Origin of the sequence: Kitasatospora sp. RG8, assembly GCF_017813315.1 — a bacterium.
Taxonomy (GTDB): Bacteria; Actinomycetota; Actinomycetes; order Streptomycetales; family Streptomycetaceae; genus Kitasatospora.
This window is the reverse complement of the sequence record NZ_JAGIYX010000008.1, coordinates 79,300-93,226: the sequence shown is the minus strand read 5'-3', so window position 1 is coordinate 93,226 and position 13,927 is coordinate 79,300. Positions and strand designations below refer to the sequence as shown.

General features: G+C 74.9%; 12 protein-coding genes and 1 pseudogene. 4 read left to right on the top strand and 9 right to left on the bottom strand.

What is annotated here, in order from left to right; all coding sequences use genetic code 11:
* Positions 1 to 340 precede the first annotated feature (340 nt).
* From J5Y04_RS14715 to J5Y04_RS14700, 4 genes are read left to right on the top strand one after another with little or no spacing between them, the layout of a single operon-like run.
* A complete protein-coding gene (locus J5Y04_RS14715; RefSeq protein ID WP_209412448.1) occupies positions 341 to 1,900 on the top strand; it encodes an ABC transporter substrate-binding protein in 1,560 nt (519 codons plus the stop codon).
* Positions 1,897 to 2,877 carry an ABC transporter permease gene (locus tag J5Y04_RS14710; protein WP_256463498.1) on the top strand — a complete coding sequence of 327 codons (981 nt, stop codon included), beginning with the start codon at positions 1,897 to 1,899 and terminating at the stop codon, positions 2,875 to 2,877. The genes J5Y04_RS14715 and J5Y04_RS14710 overlap by 4 nt, the downstream gene beginning before the upstream one ends.
* Positions 2,874 to 3,725 carry an ABC transporter permease gene (locus tag J5Y04_RS14705; protein ID WP_209412447.1) on the top strand — a complete coding sequence of 284 codons (852 nt, stop codon included), beginning with the start codon at positions 2,874 to 2,876 and terminating at the stop codon, positions 3,723 to 3,725. The genes J5Y04_RS14710 and J5Y04_RS14705 overlap by 4 nt, the downstream gene beginning before the upstream one ends.
* Complete coding sequence (locus J5Y04_RS14700; RefSeq protein ID WP_209412446.1) at positions 3,722 to 5,197, top strand: ABC transporter ATP-binding protein; 1,476 nt, start codon at positions 3,722 to 3,724, stop codon at positions 5,195 to 5,197. Before J5Y04_RS14705 ends, J5Y04_RS14700 begins: the two co-directional genes overlap by 4 nt.
* 755 nt (positions 5,198 to 5,952) lie before the next feature.
* Here J5Y04_RS14700 and J5Y04_RS14695 read toward each other — a convergent pair.
* From J5Y04_RS14695 to paaA, 9 genes and pseudogenes are all read right to left on the bottom strand, one after another.
* Positions 5,953 to 7,230 carry an aminotransferase class V-fold PLP-dependent enzyme gene (locus tag J5Y04_RS14695; protein ID WP_307853116.1) on the bottom strand — a complete coding sequence of 426 codons (1,278 nt, stop codon included), beginning with the start codon at positions 7,228 to 7,230 and terminating at the stop codon, positions 5,953 to 5,955.
* Positions 7,227 to 8,183, bottom strand: a complete 957-nt coding sequence (locus tag J5Y04_RS14690; protein WP_245204824.1) for a S9 family peptidase — start codon at positions 8,181 to 8,183, stop codon at positions 7,227 to 7,229. The genes J5Y04_RS14695 and J5Y04_RS14690 overlap by 4 nt, the downstream gene beginning before the upstream one ends.
* Entirely contained in the window at positions 8,176 to 9,012 is an 837-nt protein-coding gene (locus tag J5Y04_RS14685; RefSeq protein WP_209412445.1) for a tryptophan 2,3-dioxygenase, read from the bottom strand. Before J5Y04_RS14685 ends, J5Y04_RS14690 begins: the two co-directional genes overlap by 8 nt.
* Before the next feature lie 19 nt (positions 9,013 to 9,031).
* Positions 9,032 to 9,805, bottom strand: a complete 774-nt coding sequence (locus J5Y04_RS14680; RefSeq protein WP_209412444.1) for an SDR family oxidoreductase — start codon at positions 9,803 to 9,805, stop codon at positions 9,032 to 9,034.
* 57 nt (positions 9,806 to 9,862) lie between these two features.
* Entirely contained in the window at positions 9,863 to 10,960 is a 1,098-nt protein-coding gene (locus J5Y04_RS14675) for a 2Fe-2S iron-sulfur cluster-binding protein (protein WP_209412443.1), read from the bottom strand.
* A 6-nt stretch (positions 10,961 to 10,966) separates the two neighbouring features.
* Entirely contained in the window at positions 10,967 to 11,437 is a 471-nt protein-coding gene (gene paaD, locus J5Y04_RS14670; protein ID WP_256463502.1) for a 1,2-phenylacetyl-CoA epoxidase subunit PaaD, read from the bottom strand.
* A gap of 185 nt (positions 11,438 to 11,622) precedes the next feature.
* Positions 11,623 to 12,423 (bottom strand): 1,2-phenylacetyl-CoA epoxidase subunit PaaC, encoded by an 801-nt coding sequence (gene paaC / locus J5Y04_RS14665; protein ID WP_209412442.1) that lies wholly within the window; start codon positions 12,421 to 12,423, stop codon positions 11,623 to 11,625.
* A 118-nt stretch (positions 12,424 to 12,541) separates the two neighbouring features.
* Positions 12,542 to 12,817 (bottom strand): annotated as a pseudogene (gene paaB / locus J5Y04_RS14660) (1,2-phenylacetyl-CoA epoxidase subunit PaaB); the annotation flags it as partial.
* Positions 12,814 to 13,866 carry a 1,2-phenylacetyl-CoA epoxidase subunit PaaA gene (gene paaA, locus J5Y04_RS14655; protein ID WP_209412440.1) on the bottom strand — a complete coding sequence of 351 codons (1,053 nt, stop codon included), beginning with the start codon at positions 13,864 to 13,866 and terminating at the stop codon, positions 12,814 to 12,816. The gene paaA and the pseudogene paaB, both read right to left, overlap by 4 nt.
* Positions 13,867 to 13,927 lie beyond the last annotated feature (61 nt).

The window sequence follows — 13,927 nt, the reverse complement described above, 5'->3', positions numbered from 1 at the left end:
ACCGCGCCGGTGTGGGACGGCAGGCGGGAGCAGCGCGTGAGGCGTGGGGTCCGGGGCGGCTCGAACGGCCGGACGACAGGAAACGTAACAACGACTTCGAGGTAAGGCAACCCTTACCTGGTCGGCGTCCACGGTCCGGTGTCTACATTGACGCAGTCTCGGTTCCGGTTGGCGGTGCGCGGGCCGCGCAGGGTCAACCTTCCAGCTCAAGTGCCTCTTTGAGGGGCGGGGGCGCATGGCCTGAAAGTGCGTGCGCTCCGTCGGGCGGCTTGCGGCCTCTCTCAAACTTAGGGTAGGTAAACCTAAGTAAGTCGAGCTCAACCCGAATCGAGGAACGAACGTGGGCGTCACCAGACGACAGCTGCTGTGGGCCGGTGCCGGTGTCGGGGCGGCCGGTGCGCTCGCCGCCTGCAGCAGCGGCACGAGCGGGTCCAAGGACGCCGCGACCTCCGGCTCCGCGAACGAACAGCCCCGCGCCGGAGGGACGCTGAAGGTCGGCGCTCTCGGCAAGGCCTCGGCGATCACCCGCGACCCGCACGGATCGCAGGCCAACGAGAGCGACTACCTGATCATCAGTCTGCTCTACGACACGCTGGCCGTTCCCGGGACCACCGCCAACACCGTCCCGCGTCTGGCCGCCTCCTGGAAGCCCTCGGAGGACCTGAAGACCTGGCGCTTCACGATCGCCGACGGCGCGACGTTCCACGACGGCACACCCGTCACGGCCGACGACGTCGTCTGGTCGCTGCAGCGCCTGCGCAACACCCCGGCCGGCAGGAGCCGCCTGCCCGGCATCCAGCCCGAGGGCATCAGGGCCGAGGACGCGAAGACCGTCGTCCTGGTCTCCGACTACCCCAACGCGGACCTGCCGCTGCTGACCCGCCTGACCACCTTCGTCCTCAAGAAGGACACCAAGGACGACGCGATCGCCGGCGCCCCCGGCACCGGCCCGTTCAAGCTCGACTGGTACCGCGACGGCAACGCCCGCCTCGTCCGAAACGACACCTGGTACGGCGGCAAGGTCCTCCTCGACGCCGTCGAGGTCCGTCTCTTCGAGAGCCCCCAGGCCATGGCCAACGCCCTGCTCGCCGGGCAGATCGACGTCGCCTCCAACGTCGGGGCCGTCGCCGCCCGCACCGCCGAGGCCCGCAAGGACGTCCGGATCCTGCGCCGCCCCAACGACATGGCGATGCCGATCGTCATGCGCACCGCCGACGGCCCCTTCGCCGACCCTCGCGTCCGCGAGGCCCTCAAGCTCGCCGTCGACCGCGACGCCATGGTCAAGCAGGTCCTCTCCGGCTACGGCAGCGTCGGCAACGACATCCTCGGCACCGGCGACCCCGCCTTCGCCAAGGACATCCCCCAGCGCACCCGCGACCTCGCGAAGGCCAAGCAGCTCCTCGCGGACGCCGGCTTCGACACCTCCCAGACCTACGACCTGATCACCACCGAGGACATCTCCGGCCTGGCCGAGTCCGCGACCCTGTTCGCCACCCAGGCCCGCGAGGCCGGAGTGAGGATCAACGTCGTGAAGCAGGACTCCAAGATCTTCTGGGACGCCACCTGGCTCAAGGCCCCGCTCTACACGACGTACTGGGGCACCAACGACTCGGTCGTCTTCTTCGCGTCCAAGACGATGCTCTCCGACGCCGGCCAGAACGAGGCCGCCTTCAAGGACCAGGCCTTCGACGAGGCCTACCGCACGGCCATGGCCACCGCGGACGCCGCCGGGCGCGGCAAACTGCTGCACCAGCTCCAGGAGATCGAGTACGCCAGGTCCGGCTACCTGCTCTGGGGCATGGCCGACGGCATCGACCTCGTCGGCGCCGCCGTGCGCGACCTGCCCAAGCTCCCCGGCTACGGCCGCGTCCAGCTCGAAAAGACCTGGCTGGCGCGTTGACCACGCTCCGGCCGCACAGTCTCCCGGCCCGCATCCTCCCCGGTGCGGGCCGGGCCGCCCGGCAGGTGGCCCGGCGCCTGGCCATGCTCGTCGTCCTGCTCGCCGGCGTCTTCGCCGCCGTCGAGCTCCTCCCCGGCGACGCCGCCGGCGCGACCACCGACCGCGGCGTCACCGCCGCCGACCTCGCCGCCCGCCGCACCGCCCTGGGGCTCGACCGCCCGGTCGCCGAGCGCTTCTGGGACTGGATGACCGGCCTGCCCACCGGCGACCTCGGCACCACCGCACGCGGCCAACACGTCACCGACGTCCTCGCCGGGCCGTTCCCCAACACCCTGCTGCTCGGCACCCTCGCCCTCGCCCTGAGCACCACCGGCGCGCTCGCGCTCGGCAGTTGGGCCGCGCTGCGACCGGGCGGACGCGCCGACCGCACCATCGACGCGGTCTCCACCGCCGCGTTCGCGCTCCCGGAGTTCGTCGTCTCCGTCGCCCTCCTGCTCCTGCTGTCCCAGTGGACCGGCTGGCTGCCCGCCGTCACCCTCACCGGCCCCGACGGCAGACCCGAGTCGTGGACCATGCTCGCCCTGCCCCTGCTCTCCCTCGCGATCCCCCAGATCGGCTGGAACACCCGCATCGTGCGCGGCGCACTCGCCGACCAGGCCGCGCTGCCGCACGTCCAGGCCGCCGTCCTCGACGGCCTGCCGCGCCGGCGCGTCCTCGGCCACCACATGCTCCCCGGCGCCCTGCCCGCCATCGCCGTCGGCATCGCCACCTCCGCCGGCATGCTCCTGGGCGGCACCGTCGTCGTCGAGACCCTCTTCAACTACCCCGGCATCGGCGCCCTCCTGGCCGGGGCCATCAGTGACCGCGACACCACGCTCGTCGCCGGAGTCGTGGCCGCGGCCGGCGCCGCCATCAGCCTGCTCCTGCTGCTCGCCGACCTCGTCCGCACCACCACCCTCGGAGAGGAGCGCCGATGACCGCCGACGCCCCGACGGCAGCGGCCGCCCCGCCCGCCACCCGCCGCACGGGACGCGTGCTCGTCCGCGCCGCTCCGGCACTGCTCCTGGTCGTCCTCGCCCTGGCCGGCCCCCTCCTCGCTCCCCACCCCGTCGACACGCCCGTCACCTTCCCCTACGCCGAACCCGGCGACGGCGCCGCACTCGGCGGTGACCAGCTCGGCCGTGACGTCCTCAGCCGCCTCCTGAGCGGCGGCGCACCCCTGATCGCCACCGCCCTGGCCATCGCCCTCGTCGTCACCGCGGCCGCCACCGCCCTCGGCATCCTCGCCGCCCTGCGCCCCGCCATCGGCCGGTGGATCGAACGCGCCGCCGACCTGACGATCCTCCTGCCCTCCGTCCTCGCCATCATGCTCATCGCCCTGGCCTGGCCCGGCGGCGGACGCCTCGCCGTCGCAGCCGCCGCCATCCTCCTGGGCATCCCCTACGCCGTACGGATCGTCGCCGCCGCAGCCGCCCCCGTCGCCGCCACCGGCTACGTCGAGGCCGCTGCCGCGGGCGGCGAGCGCCTGTGGCACCTGATGGTCCGCGAGGTCCTGCCCAACCTGCGCTCCACCCTCCTCGCCCTGTTCGGCCTGCGCTTCGTCGAGGGCGTCTACATCGTCTCCGTCGCCGCCTTCCTCCAGCTCGGCCCCCAACCCCCGGAAGCCGACTGGGCCCTGATGATCCGCGAGAACGCCGCGGGCATCACCCTCAACCCCTGGGCCGTCGGCGCACCGTGCCTGGCCATCGGCCTGCTCGCCATCAGCGTCAACCTCGCCGCCGAAGCCCTCGCCCCCGCCCGGCCCACCCCGGAGGCCCCGCTGTGAGCACCACCGCCCCCGCCGCCCGTGCCGCCGGCCTGTCCATCGCCCTCGGGCACACGCCCCTGCTCACCGACGCCGGCCTCACCCTCACCCCTGGCCGCGTCCACGCCATCACCGGCCCCTCCGGCGCCGGCAAGACCACCCTGCTGCGCGCCCTCGCCGGGGCCCTCCCACCCGGCGCCCGCGTCACGGCCGGCACCGTCGACGTCCTCGGCCACGACATCCTCGCCCTCCCGCCCGAGGAACTCCGCCGCCTCCGCCGCCACCGGCTCGCCTTCGTCGGCCAGGACCCCGGCTCCGGCCTCAACCCGCGGATGCGCGTGGACCGCCTCATCACCGAGACCGCCGCCGATCGGCGCGGGACCACCGTGCCCGACCTGTTGCGGGCCGTCCGCCTACCGGCCGACGACCATCTCCGGCGCCGCCGCCCCGCAGGCCTCTCCGGTGGTCAGCAGCGGCGGGTCGCCCTCGCCCGCGCCCTCGCACGACGGCCCGGGATCCTCCTGCTCGACGAGCCCACCGCCGGCCTCGACGCCGACCTGCGCGACGACATCGCCGACCTGTTGCGGGCCGTCGCCGACCGCGACGACATCGCCATCGCCTTCACCAGCCACGACCCCGCCTTCGTCGCCCGCTGCGCCGACGAGGCCCTCGCCCTGTGGCCCGCGCAGGCCCCGTCACCCGCCCCGGCCGGCCCGTCACCCGCCCCGGCGACCGCACCGGCCGAGCCCGGGAGGCGGCGCACCAAGGCCGAAGGCCCCGTGCTGAGCGTGCGGTCGCTCGGCGCCCACACGGGCAGCGGCCGCACCCGCCGCACCGTCCTCGCGGACCTCGACCTCGACCTGACCCCCGGCACCCTCACCGGAGTGGTCGGCCCGTCGGGCTGCGGCAAAACCACCCTGGTCCGCACCCTCGCCGGACTCCACGCGCCCGACACCGGCACCATGACGCTCCGCGACCGCCCGCTGGCGGCCTCCCACCGACGGCGCGCCCGCGACCAGCGCCGCCGCATCCAGCTCGTCCCGCAGAACCCCCTCGGCGCCCTCAACCCCGCCCACACCATCGGCGCCACCCTCACCCGGCCGCTGAAGCTGCACTTCGGCCTCCCCACCGCCCGGTGCGGGGAGCGTGTCGCCGAACTGCTCGCCGCCGTCGGCCTGCCCTCGCACTACGCGGGCCGCCACCCCCACGAGCTGTCCGGCGGACAACGCCAGCGCGTCTCCCTCGCCCGCGCGCTGGCCGCCGAACCCGACGTCCTGCTCTGCGACGAGGTCACCTCAGCCCTCGACGCCGACACCGCCTCGGCACTCATGGACCTCCTCGGCGAGCTGCGCACCGGCCGAGGCCTGGCGGTGGTCCTCGTCAGCCACGACCTTCCCCTGGTCGCCGGCCACGCCGACCACGTCCTGTCCCTCGCGGGTCCACGTCCCGCACCGCTCGCGAACCGGCACCCTGCGAGCAGCAGCGTGCTCTGATCCGGCACCGCAACGGCCGGGGAATCCCGCCGCCTCCGGACCGTGACGGTGCGGCGGTGCGGCGGTGCGGTGGTGGGGTGGTGCGGCACTGCGGCGGTGCGGCCGTCCCCGTCCGGCGTAGTACCGAGGTGCCGCCCCCACCGCGAGGTTCCGTCCCGGGTACCACCGTCCGTCCCTGCGCGGCCGCTAGCGTGATTGGCAGGACAACCGGTCGGCTACCGGGTCGAGCGTCGCGCCGAGGCGTCGGCCGGATCCCCCGGCACCCCGCGGCCGTCCAGGCCCGCGACCGGCACCACCGTCGAGGCATGCGGAGGGTGGCATGAACACTGTGACCTGCCTGACCACGAACGGCCACGGGCTTGCCCGGGCCGTCCGGACGCCCGGCCCCACTGTCACGTCCGTCGGGTGGGCGGCACGCGACGGACGGCCGATCCCGACGCCACCGCCCACGACCCGGCACATCCGCGGCCCGGCGACAGCGGCCACCTGGACCCTGAGGACACCGGTGCCGCCGCGGTGCCCGTGCCCGTGCTCGTCATCGGCCGGGGCGTCGGCCCCGTGGCCGGCTCCTCCGACCTTCTCACCGTGGCGGCCCGCGACCTTGTCGTCGTGGCGAGCCACCACCTGCTCGCCGTGGTGACCCGCGCCACGGTGAAGCCTCCCTCGGCCGTGACCCTGGTCGCCCGCGCACCGATCCCGTGCCGACCGGCCGCTCGGCGCAGGCCGGGACGGCCGTCCGGTCCACCGGCCGCGCCTCAGGTCACCACCGCCCGCCGCTCGGCCAGGTGCGGCCGGTGCGCGCGCCCGGCGGTGATCTCCTGCAGGGTGGTCATGGCGTGCAGCACGTCGGCGTGGGACACGTAGAGGGCGTTGACGCCGAAGCGGAGCAGATCGGGGGCGCGCATGTCGCCGATCACCCCGCGGGCGGCCAGGGCCTGGACCAGGGCGTAGGCCTCGGGGTGGCGCAGGGCGACCTGGCTGCCGCGCCGGTCCGGTTCGCGCGGAGTGGCGGGGGTGAAACCCAGCGGGGCGAGCAGGTCGTCGGCGCAGTCGAGCAGGAAGCCGGTCAGCGAGAGGCTCTTGGCGCGCAGCCGGGCCGGGTCGACGCCGTCGAAGACGGTGAGGGCGGCTTCCAGTGCGAGCAGGGAGAGCATCGGCGGGGTGCCGATCCGCGCGCGGGCGATGCCGTCGGCGGGACGGTACTCCTCGCTGGGGTCGAACGGGTCGGCGTGGCCGTTCCAGCCGGTCAGCGGGTGGTCGAAGCCAGCCTGGTGACGGTGGGCCACATAGAGGAAGGCGGGGGCGCCGGGGCCGCCGCACAGGTACTTGTAGCCGCAGCCCACGGCCAGGTCGGCGCCGAGCGCGTCCAGGTCGAGGGGCAGCGCCCCGGCGGCATGGCACAGGTCCCACACCGTCAGCGCGCCCGCGTCGTGGGCGGCCCGGGTGACGGGCGCCGGGTCGGTCAGCGCGCCGGTGCGGTAGTCCACCGGCGCGCCGAGCACGGCGGCCACCTGCTCGCCCTCCCGGGACAGCAGCTCCGCCAGCGCGTCGGCCGGCACCGCACGGAGCCGGAGGCCGTGGAGCCGGGCGACGGAGGCGGCGAGGTACCGGTCGGTGGGGAAGTGGTCCCGGTCGACGACCAGCAGCGGCCGGCCGGGGCGGAGCCGGACCGCCGCGCTCAACGCGTTGAACAACTGCACGCTGGTGGAGTCGCCGACCACCACCTGCCCCGGGGCCGCGCCGATCAGCCGTCCGACCGCGTCGCCGACCCGCAGCGGGGCCTGCCACCAGGCGTGGTCGTTCCAGGAGCGGATCAGACCGGTGCCCCACTGCCGGTGCACCACGTCCGCCAGCACCGGCGGGACGGCCGCGGGCAGTGCGCCGAGCGAGTTGCCGTCCAGGTAGACGACGCCCGGCGGGAGCAGGAAGCGCTCGCGCAGGCCGGACAGCGGGTCAGCGGCATCCAGTGCGGCGGCCCGGTCGGCGAGGCGTTCGGCAGGTCGTTCGATGAGGCGTTCGGCGGTGCCGCTCACGTCGTGCTCCCCGCGCTCCCGACGGCCTGCCCGGGGGCGAACTCCGCTGCCAGTCGGTGCAGTTGCTCCGCGACCGCGCGGGCACCCGGCGCGCCGGGCTCGATCAGGGTGTAGTGGCCGGTGTCCGGCAGCACCACGACCTCCAGGTCCCGGTGGACGGCGGCGTAGTCGGTGAACTGACCCGGCGGCACCTCCTCGTCGACCGCCCCGTGCAGCAGGACCGTACGCACCCCGGTGGTGCCCGGCCCGCGCAGCAGGGTGACCGGGTCCACCAGCGGCAGCCGTTCGGGTGCGGCCTCCGGGCCGCCGAGCAGTTGCAGGGCGGCGTCCTCGCTGAGCCGGTCACGGATGGTGGCCTGGAGGTCGGTGAGCGGGGCCAGGGCGAGGATCGCGGTGGGCGGCTCGGCGCTGTGCCAGGGGGAGTCGGCCGGCAGCAGGGCGCGGGCCCCGGCCCACAGCGCCAGGTGCCCGCCCGAGCAGTGCCCGGCGAGGACGTACGGCCGCCCGGCCGGGAGGGTGTCCACGATCCGCGCGATGTCGTCGAAGGTCTCGGGGTAGCCGCCGGCGCCGCCCGAGCGGCGGAAGCCCGGCAGCACGGTGGTCAGCCCCTGCCCCGCCAGGTAGGCGGCGAACGGTGTCAGGTGCATCCGGTCGTAGCGCCAGTAGCCGCCGTGCAGCAGGATCACCAGGGGCGCGTCGTCGCGGCCGCCCTCGGCCGGCCACAGGTCGTAGACCTGGTGCGGGTGGTCGCCGTAGCGGCCGTGGACCGGGGCCAGCACCGGCCTGAGGCCGAGCACCCGGCGTTCCTCCTCGGCGGCGAAGGCGGAGATCGTCCTGCCGGCGGTCGTCGAGCCGGTGGCCGTGGTGGTGGTCGTCGTCGTCGAGCCGGTGGTCGGCGTGGTGGTCGCGTCGGACATCGGCTCGGACATCGACTCGGACATCGGGTCAGACATCGCTGCGCACCGTCCACAGCTCGGGGAAGACCTGGCGCCGCGCGCGGCGGTCCAGCCAGTCCAGCCCGGAGGTGCCGGCGCTGCCCGGCCTGGCGCCCATCGCGCGCCGCACCACCAGCAGGTGGTCGGTGCGCCATCGTTGCACCAACTCGGCTATGTCGGTGAGCAGTTCGGCCAGCCGAAGGAGCGGATCGTGCTGCGGTCCGCGGTAGATCCGCCGCCACACGTCGACGACGCCCTCGTCCGGTTCGTAGGCCTGGGTGACGTCCCGTTGGAGCACGGCCTGCGGCACCTCGTGGCCCTGGGAGTGCAGGAAGTGCAGCACCTCGTCCCAGAGCGCGGGGGCGTGCAGGTGCTCGGCCAGCTCGGCGTGCTCCACCGGGTCGCCGCGGTGGGCGTCCAGGACCGCTCCGGACTTCTCGCCGAGCAGGAACTCCATCATCCGGTACCGGACGGACTGGGCGCCCGAGGCCTGGCCGAAGGCGGCCCGGAAGCCGTTGAAGCGCACCGGCGTCAGCGCCGCCAGCGGAGTCCAGGCGGCGTTGAGCGACAGGTGGGCACGGCGGCTGCGTTCCAGCGCGTCCAGCGCCGCCGGCAGGTCCTGCTTGGCGAACGCGTCGCAGGCCGCGCGCCACTCGTGCACGATCAGCTTGAACCACAGCTCCATCACCTGGGTGGTGACCAGGAAACCCATCTCGTCGGGCGCGTCGGTGAGCGGCTGCTGGAGCGAGCCGAGCACCGAGGCGTGCACGTAGTCCTCGTACGGCGAGGTGCCTGCGAAGACGGCCAGCTCGGCGGCGTCCTCGGGGACGGGCGTTTGGTTGATCATCTGTTGGGGCTCCAGGGTGTCAGAGGCCGAGGTGGACGCCGCCGGTCGCGTCGATCCACTGCCCGGTGATCCAGCGGGCGTCGTCGCCGGACAGGAAGGCCACCACGTCGGCGATGTCGGCGGGTGTTCCGAGCCGGTCGAAGACCGAGTGCGCGGCGAGGGCGCTGCGGATCCGCGGGTCGGCGAGGGTCGGATTGATCGCCGTCTCGGTGAAGCCGGGCGCGACGGTGTTGACGGTGATGCCGCGCGGGCCCAGCTGCAGGGCCAGGGCGGGGGTGAGGACGTCCAGCGCGCCCTTGGTCATCGTGTAGGCGGCGATCGCGGGGTAGGCGATCCGGACGGCGCCCGAGGAGATGGTGACGATGCGGCCGCCGTCGCGCAGCCGGGGCAGCGCGCGCTGGAGGATGAAGAACGGCGCGCGGGTGTTGACGGCGAAGACCCGGTCGTAGTCCTCCTCGGTGACGTCCGCGATGGGCTTGGGCAGCGTGATGCCCGCGTTGTTCACCACGATGTCCACACCGGCCGGCGCGCCGAGCGCCGCCAGACCCCGGTCGAAGCCGTCCCAGACGGCCTCGGCGTCGCCCGGCACGCCGAGCTCGGCGCGCAGGGCGAAGGCCCGGCCGCCGCCCGCCTCGATCTCCTTGACGGTGTCCTGCGCGGCCTGCTCGTCGTGGCCGTAGTGCACGGCCACCAGCGCGCCCTCGGCGGCCAGCCGCAGCGAGATCGCCCGGCCGATGCCGCGGCTGCCGCCGGTCACCAGCGCGGTCCGGTCGGCGAGTCTGGTCGACGTCATGAATGGTTCCTCTCTGCGCCGGCCCTGCCGGGGCCGGCGGTCGGGACGCCCGAGGTCTCAGGCGTCGAAGTCGAGTTCGACCGCATCCGTCTGCGGACGGGCGCGGCAGGTGAGCGTGTAGCCGGCCGCCACCTCGGCCGGGTCGAGCGCGTACTGGCTGTCCAGCACCGCCGAGCCGGAGACCACCCGGGCGCGGCAGCTGCCGCACAGCCCGACCCGGCAGGAGTACGGTGCGTCCGGCCGGACCCGCAGGACCGCGTCCAGCAGCGTGCGGTCGCCGGGAAGCATCCGGGCACCGGCGGTGTGGCCGCCGAGCCGCGCGGTGACCTGGACGCTGCGGCCGGCCGGCGGCACCGGAACCGCGGCGGGCGTCCCCTCGGGCGAGAAGAGCTCCAGGCGGATCTGCCGCTCGGCCGCGCCGGCCTCGGCGAGCGCGGTCCGGGCCAGCGTCACCAGCCCCCACGGCCCGCACAGGTAGAAGGCGGTGGCCGCGTCGAACTCGGTGCCCGGCGCGGACAGCAGGCGCTGCAGCCGGGCACCGTCGAGCCGGCCGGAGAGCAGGTCCGCCTCCCGGCGCTCCCGGGAGAAGACCTGGAGCAGGGTGAACCGGCCCAGGTACGCGTCCTTCAGGTCGGCCAGCTCGTCGGCCAGCAACAGCGAGCCGGCGCCGCGGGCGGCGTACAGCAGTGAGACGCGGCAGTGCGGGTCGTCGCGCAGCGCGGCCGCGGCCATCGCCAGCAGCGGGGCGATGCCGGTGCCGCCGGCCAGCAGCACGTGGTGCGTGACCGGTGCGGCGGCCAGCTGGAAGGTGCCGGCCGGCGGGGAGACCCGCAGTCGGTCTCCCACCGCGAGCCGGGTCGTCGCGTACGCCCCGAAGCCGTCCGGACTCGCCCTCTTGACGATCAGCCGCAGCCGGCCGGGGTCGAACGGCGGCGGGCAGACCGAGTAGCAGCGCCGCAGTTCGCGTTCGCCCTGCCGGTGGCGGACCACCACGTGCTGCCCGGCGCGGTGGGAGAGGGCCTCGGCCAGCCGCTCCGGCACCGCGAGGGTGACCGCCACGGTGTCGTCGGTGAGGTGGTCCAGCCCGCTCACCGTCAGTGCGTGCCAACCCTGCGGCCCGGCGGGCCGGTTGGTTTCGTCGATCGTGCTCAGCACCTCGCCTCACCCCGTCCTGAACTGTGCGAACGTCTCGCGGCAGGCCGTGCACAGCAGGATCGCCTGGCAGCGGGTGGCTCCGAACGGGCTCAGCGGCCGGGTGGCCTGCGAGCCGCAGTGCGGGCAGGGCGGCCCGAGCGCCACCGTCACCACCTGGGCCTCGGCCCCGGCCGGGCGCCCCGGCGGGGCGATCCCGTGCTCGGCGAGCCGGCGCCGGCCCCGCTCGCTGATCCGGTCGGTGCTCCAGGCCGGGACCAGCACCCGGTGCACCCGGCCCGCCGGGTGGCCGGCCTCGGCGAGCACGCCGCGCACCGCCTGCTCGATGACCTCCATCGCCGGGCAGCCCAGGAAGGTCGGGGTGAGCTCCACCTCCGGCGTGCCGTCCGCACCGATCCGCACCACGTGCACGATGCCCAGGTCGCCGAGGGTCACCACGGGCAGCTCGGGATCTGGTAACTCCTCGACGGCGGAGCGCAGTTCGGCCAGTTGCAGTGCGGCCGACCGGTGTTCGGTCGGTCGCTGTTCGGCCGGTTGACCTCCGGACGGTCGCTGGTCGGTTGGTCGCCGTTCGGCCGGTCGCGGTCCGGGCAGTCGCCGTTCGGGCGGCCGCGACAGCGGTGACCCGGCGGCCGCGGAGCCCGGCCGGACCGGTCCCGGGCCGCTCACCAGCTACCTCCCGGGTACTGGCGGTGGACCGACTGGAGCTCGGCCAGCAGCAGCCCGAACTCCTCCGAGTGGCGCCCGTCCCGGCCGCCGCCGGCCGACCAGGACGGCTCGGGCACGCGCAGGCCCGCCCGGGCCGTCACCTCGGTCACCTCGCGCTGCCAGCGCTCGCGCACCTTGTCCGGGGCGGGGACCAGGCCCGCCGTGTCCAGCCGCGCCACCGCCTCGTCCGCCTCGAACAACTCGGCGGCGTACGGCCACATCAGTTCCAGGCCGTGCTGCATCCGGCGGCGGCTCTCGGCCGTGCCCAGGCCCAGCCGGACCGTCCAGCCGTCGGCGTGCGCCCGGTGGTAGCCCACCTCCGTTGCGGCGCGCCCGGCGAAGGCGGCCAGCTCCGGGACGGCGCAGCCCGCCAACTCGGCGTAGTACAACCGCGCGTAGTGCGTGTAGAGCAGCTGGCGGGCCACCGTGACGGCGAAGTCGCCGCCCGGAAGCTCGGTGAGCAGCGTGTTGCGGAACTCGCGTCCGTCGCGCAGGTACGCCAGGTCGTCCTCGCTGCGGCCGGTGCCGTCCAGTCGGCCGCTCGTGGTCAGCAGGATCCGGGCGTGGCCGAGCAGGTCCAGTGCGATGTTGGACAGCGCCAGGTCCTCCTCGATGCTCGGCGCCCGGGTGATCCACGCGCACAGCCGCTGGGCCAGGATCAGGGCGTCGTCGCCGAGACCGAGCGCGCAGCGGGCCAGGTCGTGCTCCTGCGCCACCGTCGTCGCGGCGGCGGTACCGGCCGTCGTGTCAGCGGTCATGGCTCGTTCCCTCCGTGGACCTGGACGGCTCGGGCGACTTGGACGGCTGCTTGGACGGCTCGGACGCCTCGGACGGCCGCTTGGACGCCTCGGACGCCTCGGACGCCTCGGGACCGCCCAGCGGCGCGTAGTGGCCGGGGTAGCGGTACGGCTTGTCCGCCGCGCCGGCGAAGTACGGGTCCTTCTCCTGCGGCGAGACCGCGTGCACCTGGTCCGAGCGGACCACCCAGAGGGACTGCGGTTCGCCGCGGCGGGCGAACAGGTCGCGTGCGGTGGCCAGCGCCAGCTGGTGGTCCGCCGCGCGGACCGAGCCGACGTGCTGGTGGGCCAGTCCGCGGCTGGCGCGCAGGAACACCTCCCAGGACGCCGACGGGCCGCCGTTCCCGCTGGTCATGCCGCCACCTCCGTCGTCTCCTCGCCGCTGCCGCGGCCCGCGTACGCCTCGGCGGCCTCCCGCACCCAGGCGCCGTCCCGGTGGGCGGCCTCCCGGTGCGCGAGGCGCCGCCGCGCCCAGTGGGTGCCCTCCGCCAGCGCCCGCCGGTAGCAGGGCCAGTCGACCGGGCCGAAGTCGTGGTGGCCGCGCTCGGGGTTCCAGCGGATCGCCGGGTCCGGCAGGGCCAGGCCCAGGCTCGCGGCCTGCGGCACGACCAGGTCCACGAAGCGCTGGCGCAGTTCGTCGTTGGTGTGCTGCTTGATGCCCCAGGCGATCGCCCGCCGGGAGACCGCCGAACCGACCGCCGCGCCCGCGCCGCCCGCCTCGGTGTCCGGTGGGCCGAACATCAACGCGACCGCGGGCAGCCACCAGCGGTTCACCGCGTCCTGGGCCATCCGGTGCTGCTCCGGAGTGCCCCGGCTCAGCGCCAGCAACTGGTCGTAGCCCTGCCGCACGTGGAACGCCTCCTCCTGGCAGACCCGCCGCATCGCCCGCGCGTAGGGGCCGTAGGACGTCCGGGTCAGCGGTGCCTGGTTGACCACCGCGGCGCCGTCCGTGAGCCAGGCGATGGCGCCGGTGTCGGCCCAGGTCAGCGCCGGGTGGTCGAAGGTCGCCGCGTAGTGCTGCTGGCCGCGGTGCAGCGCGTCCAGCAGGTCGGCGCGGTCCACGCCCAGGGTCTCCGCCGCCGAGTACAGGTACAGGCCGTGCCCGGCCTCGTCCTGCACCTTGGCCAGCAGGGCGGCCTTGCGGTGCAGGGTCGGCGCGCGGGTCAGCCAGGCGCCCTCCGGCTGCATGCCGATGATCTCCGAGTGTGCGTGCTGGGCGATCTGCCGGATCAGCATCCGCCGGTAGCCGTCGGGCAGCCAGTCGCGGGGCTCGACGGTCTCGCCGGCCGCCACCAGCGCCTCGAACTGCGCGAGCAACTCCCCATCTTCCTGGCGCAGTTGCCCGCCCTGTTCGCCCTGCCCGGTGGCCGGCGCGTGCCGCGCCGACTGATGCCCGCCGGTCATGTTGGCCACTCCTTCAGCTCCCCTGCCGGTCCGGGCGCCGCCTCGTCGTGACCGGCGCCTC